This window comes from Streptomyces sp. CA189 (genome assembly GCF_056428985.1).
Map to the genome: position 1 here is coordinate 1 of NZ_JBWJVM010000148.1, position 7712 is coordinate 7712.

Sequence of the window (7712 nt, forward strand, 5' to 3'; positions counted from 1 at the left end):
ACTCCAGGACCTGCTGCGGTGCTGGACCGGCATCTGCACCACCTGTCACCGCCCCCTGCCCGAGACCACCCACCTGCGCGAACGCACCAGACCCAGCACGACCTAACGCAGTCCTACTAGTGCTGTGGCCGGAAAGGTTTGCCGGGTCGCGGTGTCCGGTGCGGTGCAGCGCAAGGCGGAGGACCGCGACTCGTACTGGACGTACCGGAGTGGTCCGACAACGCGGCGAGGTGCCGTGCCGGGCGCCGTGACACGGTGAACCTTTCCGGTCACAGCACTAGGCGTGCGGGGGCCGGGACACGGCCGCGGGGCCGGTCCACGGCCGACGGGGCCTCCCGTCCGGCCAATCGATGATCGAAAAGCCCTGCCGTCATCAACTTCCGGCCATGTCCCGGCCCGGAATCAGCCAATGCGTGGATGGGTCGGCGGGCAGTGATCCCCGTCACGACCGGCCCGTCACACCGGGCCGTCACGACCGGCCCGTCACACCGGGCCGTCACGACCGGCCCGTCACACCGGGCCGTCACGACCGGCCCGTTCCGCCGGGGCGGAAGCCGGTCCGGTGACGGGATGCCCCACCACCCTCGCCTCGGGCTCAGCGTGCCGAGAGCGTGGCCGGCGTCGGACCGTCCGGGCGCACCGTGATGCTGTAGGCGGCCTTGTCCGGGACGGACCGGAAGGCCGGCACATGGGCCGGCAGCAGGTGTTCCAGCAACACCGTCGACTCGCGCAGCGCGAACTGCAGCCCGAGGCAGGCCCGGGGACCGATGCCGAAGGGCACGTACCCGCCCGGGACGGCCGGCCGGCCGCCCGGCGCGATGAAGCGCAGCGGGTCGAAGCGCTCGGGATCGGGCCACAGCGCCGGGTCGCGGTGCGCGAGATAGGGGCAGACGACCACATCGGTGCCCGCCTCTACGGCGTAGCCCGCCAGGACGTCGTCCTCGACGGCGTGCCGGGGCAGGATCCAGGCGGAGGGGTACAGCCGCAGCGTCTCGTTGACCAGGGCCTGGATCGCCTCCCGGCGCTCCGCCGAGCCCTCGCCGCCCGCCGCGAGAGCCCACGCGCGGGCCTCGGGATGACGGTCGAGGAGCAGGTACAGCCAGGTCAGCGTGGTGGCCGTGGTCTCGTGCCCGGCGACCAGCAGCGTGACCAGCTCGTCGCGGATCAGCCGGTCGGTGTACTCGGGCCGCTCGGCGGACGCCTCCACCAGCAGGTGCAGCAGCCCCGGCCCGTCGGGACCCGCGGAGCCCCGGCGGGCGGCGGCGATGGCGTGGTGGGCCACGGCGTCGATTCTGGCCAGATCGGCGGCGACCGCCTCCCCGGCGCCGGCGGAACCGGAGGGCAGCGTCGGCAGCGCCGCCACCACGGCCGCGACGGAGCCCAGTTCGCGGTCGGTGTCCGCGTCCAGCGGGTGGCCGGTCAGGGAGCGCCAGATGGTGTCGAGGGCGAAGCGCCGCATCTCCTCGCCGACGTCGAAGACCTGCCCGGTACGGGCGTACGCGGCCCAGCGCCCGGCGGCGGTCCGCGCGGCCTCGGCGATCCGCTGCTCGTAGCGGCGCATCCCGGTCCCCGTGAACTGGGACTGCAGGAGCCGCCGTTGGCGCTTCCACGCCTCGCCGGTCGCGGAGAGCACGCCCTCGCCGACCAACAGCCGGGCGCGGTGCGAGCGTTTCACGTAGCGCTGCGGATGCAGGGCCAGTACGTGCTGGATGGCCCCCGGATCGGTCACCAGTACGGTCGGCCGGCCCTCCGACCCGCTGGTCGACCCGCCTCCCGGACCGTCCCCGAGCCGGAACGCCCCGACCCCGCCGAGCCGTCCGCACACCTCGGCCAGCAGCTCGACGAGCTCGCCTCCCCCCGCGCTCCACCGTTCCACGACGGAGGGGTCCAGCTCGGGGACCGGGGGAGTGAGGCGGCCCACGGGACCGGCTTCGATGGCCATCGGTGTTCCCCTGTTCGTCCGTTCGTCGGCTGGGATCCGCCCGCGCCGGGGCGGAGGCAGCACGGACTGTACGGGACCGGGAACGGGCGGGGGTCGGCCTTCGGCCAGGCGGCACGCCGTCCCGGACGGACCCGCGACGTGCCCTACGCCGGGCGGGTGTACCTCCGGCCCGCCTCCGGGCCGTGGCGGGAGCCGGGCCGTTGGATGGGGGGTCCGGGGGGATCGTGGCCAGGGTCCGGGGCGCGCGTTCGGCTGTGGATCGGTTCCTGAGGAGTGGAGATGGGTCCGTTCTCGGCGGAGGGGGCGCGGGACGCGCTGAACCGCACCCAGGCCGCGATGCTGCTGCCCGCGGTACTCGTGGGCGCCGGTTCGGGACTCGGCGCGGTGGGCTTCCGCTGGCTGATCGAGGTCTTCACCCGGGCGCTGTCCGGCCACGACGACTACTCCTCCGCCGGCCACGCCGACAACCCGTACGTACCTTGGCTCGGACCGTACTTCGTCCTCCTCGCGCCCGTGGTCGCGGGCGCGCTCTACGGGCCGCTCGTCTACCGCTACGCCAAGGAGGCGCGTGGCCACGGAGTCCCCGAGGTGATGTACGCGGTCGCCCGCCAGGGTGGCCGGATCCCGCCCCGGGTCGCGGTGGTGAAATCGCTCGCGTCCGCGCTGTGCATCGGCGGCGGCGGTTCCGTGGGCCGCGAAGGCCCCATCGTCCAGATCGGGGCCGCCCTCGGCTCCACCGCCGGATCCCTCCTGCGCGTGCGCGAGGAACGGATGAAGCTGCTGGTCGCTTGCGGCGCGGCCGGTGGCATCGCCGCCACCTTCAACGCGCCCCTGGCCGGGGTCTTCTTCTCGATGGAACTGATCCTGCGCGATTTCACGGCCCGCGCCTTCGGCCTGGTGGCCGTCTCCGCGGTCACCGCCAGCGTGATCGGCCGCGAAGTCCTCGGCGACGAACGGTTCCTGGACCTGGCGCCGGTGAACGCCGGCCACCTGGCCTCGTACGCCCTGTACGTACTCCTCGGCGCGGTGGCCGGGGCCGTCGGGGTGCTCTTCACCAAGGTGCTGTACGGGGTGGAAGACCTCTGCGACTCCGTATGGCACGGCCCCGAGTGGCTCCGCCCGGCGGCCGGCGGCATCGTGCTGGGCGCGATCCTGCTGGCTCTCCCCGAGATGTACGGGGTCGGCTACCCGGTCCTCGGCAAGGCCGCGGTGGGCGGGTACGCGATCGGATTCCTGCTCGTCCTGCTCGTCGGCAAGATCATCGCGTGCAGCGTCACCATCGGGATCGGGGGCTCGGGAGGTGTCTTCGCCCCCAGCCTCTTCGTCGGCGCCATGCTCGGCAGCGCCTTCGGACAGACGATGGACCACCTCGCACCCGGAGTGACCGGCTCGGCCACGACCTACGCCGTCATCGGCATGGGCGCGGTCTTCGCCGGTTCGGCCCGCGCGCCGATCACCGCCGTCGTCATCATCTACGAGCTGACCGGCGAGTACGGCATCATCCTGCCGCTGATGGCCGCCGTCGCCGTCGCCACCGGAGTCAGCCACGCCCTCAGCCGGGACACCGTCTACACGGCCAAACTCCGCCGCCGCGGGGTCGACTTGGACCTCACCGGCCCGGCCGCGATCGAGGTGCGGACCGCCATGGGACCGCCGCCGCCCGCGCTCGCGCCCGGCACCGGACTGCGTGAGGCCATCACGGCGATGATCGAGGCGGGCGTCGGCCGTCTCCCGCTCGTCGACCGCCACGGCCACTACGCGGGTTCGGTCGGCGCGCCCGCCCTCTCCCAGGCCCTGCACGGAGGACGCTCCGAGAACACGCCCGTCGAGGCGCTACGGGATCACCCGCCCGCCCTGCTCGCCGGCCAGTCCCTGCAGGAAGCGCTGCCGCTCCTCGCCGCGAGCGAGGGCGACGGACTCCCGGTCCTCGACGAGGAACGGCTCCGCCTCCTGGGATGGGTCTCCCACCGCTCGGCCCTGCTGGCCCTGCACCCGCCCTCTCAGTCAGTGCCCTGACCTGCGGTCACACGGGTGGGGAGAGCAGTGCGCGAACCCAGTCGGGATCGGGGTTGGTGTGGGGCAGGCCGGCCACGATGACGGTGGGCACGGTCTCGTCGCCGTCGTTGGCTTCCCTCGCCGCCGCGGCTCCTGCCGGGTCGCGCCAGATGTCGACCCAGTGCAGTTGGCGGGCACCGCGGCCGAGCCGGATGCGCAGTCGTATGCAGTACGTGCAGCCCGGCCGCCACAAGACGACCGGCCGGCCGTCGGCCGCACTGCGGCGCCGCGCCTCCAGCGCCGTGACCGGCCTCGGGAAGACCAGGGGCGAGTGCCCGCCCGCGAGCACCACGAACACCAGCAGGAGCAAGGCGGCCGTGGCGCGGCTGCCCGTGAACAACAGGCCTGCCGCGACGGCCGAACCGCAGAGCACGAGCAGCGCGGGCAGGATCCAGGATCGCGTCATGGACACCGAGGCTATCGCCCGCTCGTGGACGGCCTGACCGGCTCACTCCCCGCCGGGCAGCCGCTCGCGCACCCGGCGCATGATCTCGGCGCGCTGGCCGGACCGGAGGGCGCCGGGGCACTCGTGCCCGCCCCACGCGGCGCCGCCCATGGCGTGGACGCCCAGACCGGGCTGGTCCGGGCGCTCGCTGACGGCCGGCGGCCAGCCGTGCGAGCCGGCGCCCCAGGCGTAGATGCGGGCGACGGCGTCGACCTGGGCCTCCGTCAGCGACCGGGTGGCGAAACCGGAGGTCTCGACCGAGGCCCACGACCCGTTGCCCTCCACCTGCGCCCAGGCCCGGTCCAGTACGGACACGTACTGCTCCGTCTCCCCGTCCCGGGAGACCCAGAAGTGCGAGGAGGTCTTGATCCCGGGGGTGTTGAACCGCTCGTACAGAGAGCCCTCGCCCTCCTGGACATGGAGCACGAGCCCGCGCTGCGCGTCGCGTTCGCCGGGGACGAAGTTGCGCTCCAGGGGGATCCTCGACACCCCGGGCATCCATCCGGATGCGGCGGGGGCAGTGGGCGAGGCCTCGGGCGTTCCCGCTCCCTTGTTCCGGCCGCGGTCGTCGGCGCCCGGTACGGAGCCGCCGGACCCGGCGGCCAGCAGGGAGCCGGCGGCCGTGGTGAGGAACAGGGCGCCGCCGCCGGCGAGCAGACGCCGCCTCGACGGAGACGGGGGGCCGGGGGTGTTGGGGCTCATGAGGGGTGTCCGGTTCTTGGTGGTGCGTGTGTGCCATACGTGGGGGAGTGGCTGATTCTTCGGGGCGCTCATGATGGGGGCGTGATCGTTTGATGATCGTTTGACGACGGGTGCCGGCCCGGGCCCGGGCCCGGCCCGACGGATTGTGACGAACTGGTCATCCAGCGCGCATCACCTGCGCATATGCGGCACGGAGACTGACCGCTGATCCAGAACGGCACGAGCAAGGCGGTGTACGGCATGACGGCGGTACCGGTGGAGGGCGAAACGCCCGGCGCGACGAACGACGAGCACCCGGCGAGGACGGCCGGCGCGCACGACGCGCACACACCGGCTCCCGCCGAGCGGCCCACCCCCGACCCCGAACCCGAACCTCGGCCGGGTCAGGAGCCGCGCACGGTGCCCGCTCCGAGGGCGGTTCGCGGGGTGACGGCTTCGTCCGCTTCCGCGCCCGCTTCCGCGCCGGAGCCCGGGGCCGAGCTCGCGGTCGTGTCCGGGTCCGGGTCCGAGCCAGAGGTCGTACCCACGGTCGAGTCCGAGTCCGAGTCCGGGTCCGATCCCGTGCCCGGGGCCGGGGCCGGGGCGGCGTCCGGGCCTTCGTCCGTGCGTGCGGCCGTTCCCTCGCCCGGCTCTCCGGTCGAGCTTGAGGTCGCGTCCGCTCCCGAGCCGGAAACGGGCCCGGGCCCGGGCGCTGACCAGGTGCCGGACACGACGCCGGCAGCCGGAACCGGCGCTGGTACCGGTACCAGCGCCGGCACCCGTCCTGAGTCGGACTCCGAGAGGACGAGCACGTTCCTCGCGCTCAAGCCGCTGGACGAGGCTCCCGCGCCGCGGGTGCCGGCATGGGCGTCGGTCTCAGGGGAAGGCCCCGCGCCGGTACGCGTACGACCCGACCCGGCCGCGCCGACGGCGGCGTATGCCCCGGCTTCGGGAACGGTTCCGGCTCCGGGCTCCATCCCGGTTCAGGGAAGCGTTCCGACTCCGGGACCTGCGCCCGTCCGGGCGTGGGGCGCCGTCCCGACTGCTCCGGTACCCGCCCCGGCTCCCGGAACCGCCCCGGCTCCGGGTACGGCTCCCGCTCCGGGGGCCGCCCCCGCCCAGGTGCCCGCCCCCACCCCCGAGGGGACCACCGAGCAGCCGTTGCCCGCGCTCGATCTGCTCGCGCAGCTCACCAACACCCCGCCGCCGCCCGCGACTCCCGGCCGGACGGTGGCCCGGCGGGTGCGGATCTGGGTGCCGCCGCTGCTCCTGCTGGTCGCCGTACTGGCCGTCGTACAGGCGTTCCGGCCGCTGCCCGACGCCGTCCTCACCCGTGGGGACACCGCCTCCTCCGTCACCCTCGACGGCCGGTTCGAGGTGCCCTGGCCGGAGAAGGGCCAGGCCGCCGTACGGATCGGCGGCGCGGGCGACGTGGGGACGTTCGGGGAGCAGAAGCCCGTGCCGACGGCCAGCGTCGCCAAGGTCATGACGGCCTACGTGATCCTCAAGAACCACCCGCTGAAGAAGGACGAGGACGGCCCGCAGATCGAGGTCGACGCCAAGGCCGTCGCGGACGGCACCTCGGAGAGCGAATCGCGCATCACGGGTCTGACGGCCGGCACCCGCTTCTCCCAGCAGAACATGCTGAAGATGCTGATGATCCCCTCGGGCAACAACATCGCCCGCCTGCTGGCCCGTTGGGACACCGGAAGCGATTCCGAGGCCGCGTTCGTGGAGAAGATGAACGCCGAGGCCAAGGCGCTCGGCATGACCTCCACCACGTACACCGACCCGAGCGGGCTCGACGCCAAGACCGTGAGCACCGCCGTCGATCAGCTGAAACTGGCCGAGGAGGTCATGAAGTTCGACGCGTTCCGGGCGATCGTCCAGCTTCCCAACGCCGCCGTCCCGGGCCTGCCGGAGAAGCTCATCAACAACAACGACGACCTGCTCATCGCCGGACTCAGCATCAAGGGCATCAAGACCGGCTCCAGTTCCGCGGCCGGCGGCGCGCTCATGTGGGCGGCGTACAAGACGGTGGGCGACAAGACCCCGCTGATCCTCGGCACGATGCTCGACCAGCGCGTCACCGGCGCCGACCCCAGCGGCTCCAACAGCCTGATCCTGGTCAAGCAGAACAGCAAGAAGGTCATCGAGGCCGTCCGCGCGGCGCTGACCTCGGCCGGCGCGGTCAAGAAGGGCCAGGTCGTCGGCTACGTCGACGACGGGCTCGGCACCCGGACCCCGGTGGTGGCCACCCGGGACACGGCCGTCGTCGCCGTCCCGGGCCAGCGGCTCGACCTGAGCCTGGCCGTCGGCGAGAAGGGACTCCCCGAGGAGGCGCCGGCCGGGACCGAGATCGGGGTCCTGACCATCGGCACCGGGCCGGGTGCCCAGACGGTCCCCGTGGCACTGCGGACGGACCTGTCCGCACCGTCCCTCGGCGCGAAACTCGTACGCCTCCGCTAGATGATTGATTCCGAGGTCAGTGGTCGTAGGCGGTCAGTGATCGGATGACGGGTCCACCGGTCTTGTGGTTGTGCCAGATCGCGGCGGTCAGGGCGAGGAGTCGTTGCAGGACTCGGACGG

At 73.3% G+C, this 7712-nt stretch carries 6 protein-coding genes and 1 pseudogene; 2 read left to right on the forward strand and 5 right to left on the reverse strand.

The annotated features are described in order from the left end of the window. Positions 1 to 595 precede the first annotated feature (595 nt). Complete coding sequence (locus tag AC061S_RS43915; protein WP_478691489.1) at positions 596 to 1942, reverse strand: cytochrome P450; 1347 nt, start codon at positions 1940 to 1942, stop codon at positions 596 to 598. 279 nt (positions 1943 to 2221) lie between these two features. Here AC061S_RS43915 and AC061S_RS43920 point away from each other — a divergent pair, with 279 nt between their 5' ends. Further along, entirely contained in the window at positions 2222 to 3958 is a 1737-nt protein-coding gene (locus AC061S_RS43920) for a chloride channel protein (RefSeq protein WP_478691490.1), read from the forward strand. 7 nt (positions 3959 to 3965) lie between these two features. On the opposite strand, the gene AC061S_RS43925 is transcribed toward AC061S_RS43920, so the two are convergent. The 3 genes from AC061S_RS43925 to AC061S_RS43935 form a co-directional block, all read right to left on the reverse strand. Beyond that, the gene (locus AC061S_RS43925; RefSeq protein WP_478691491.1) at positions 3966 to 4403 is read right to left on the reverse strand and encodes a thioredoxin domain-containing protein; all 438 of its coding nucleotides are present in this window, start codon (positions 4401 to 4403) and stop codon (positions 3966 to 3968) included. A gap of 42 nt (positions 4404 to 4445) precedes the next feature. Next, on the reverse strand, positions 4446 to 5144 hold the full coding sequence (locus AC061S_RS43930; RefSeq protein ID WP_478691492.1) for a peptidoglycan recognition protein family protein: 699 nt from the start codon (positions 5142 to 5144) through the stop codon (positions 4446 to 4448). A gap of 383 nt (positions 5145 to 5527) precedes the next feature. After that, positions 5528 to 5671 (reverse strand): hypothetical protein, encoded by a 144-nt coding sequence (locus tag AC061S_RS43935; protein WP_478691493.1) that lies wholly within the window; start codon positions 5669 to 5671, stop codon positions 5528 to 5530. A 574-nt stretch (positions 5672 to 6245) separates the two neighbouring features. Between AC061S_RS43935 and AC061S_RS43940 the strand changes: the two genes are divergently transcribed. Further along, positions 6246 to 7592, forward strand: a complete 1347-nt coding sequence (locus AC061S_RS43940; RefSeq protein WP_478691494.1) for a D-alanyl-D-alanine carboxypeptidase family protein — start codon at positions 6246 to 6248, stop codon at positions 7590 to 7592. Between the two features lie 16 nt (positions 7593 to 7608). On the opposite strand, the pseudogene AC061S_RS43945 reads toward AC061S_RS43940, so the two are convergent. Continuing rightward, positions 7609 to 7712 (reverse strand): annotated as a pseudogene (locus AC061S_RS43945) (IS982 family transposase); the annotation flags it as partial.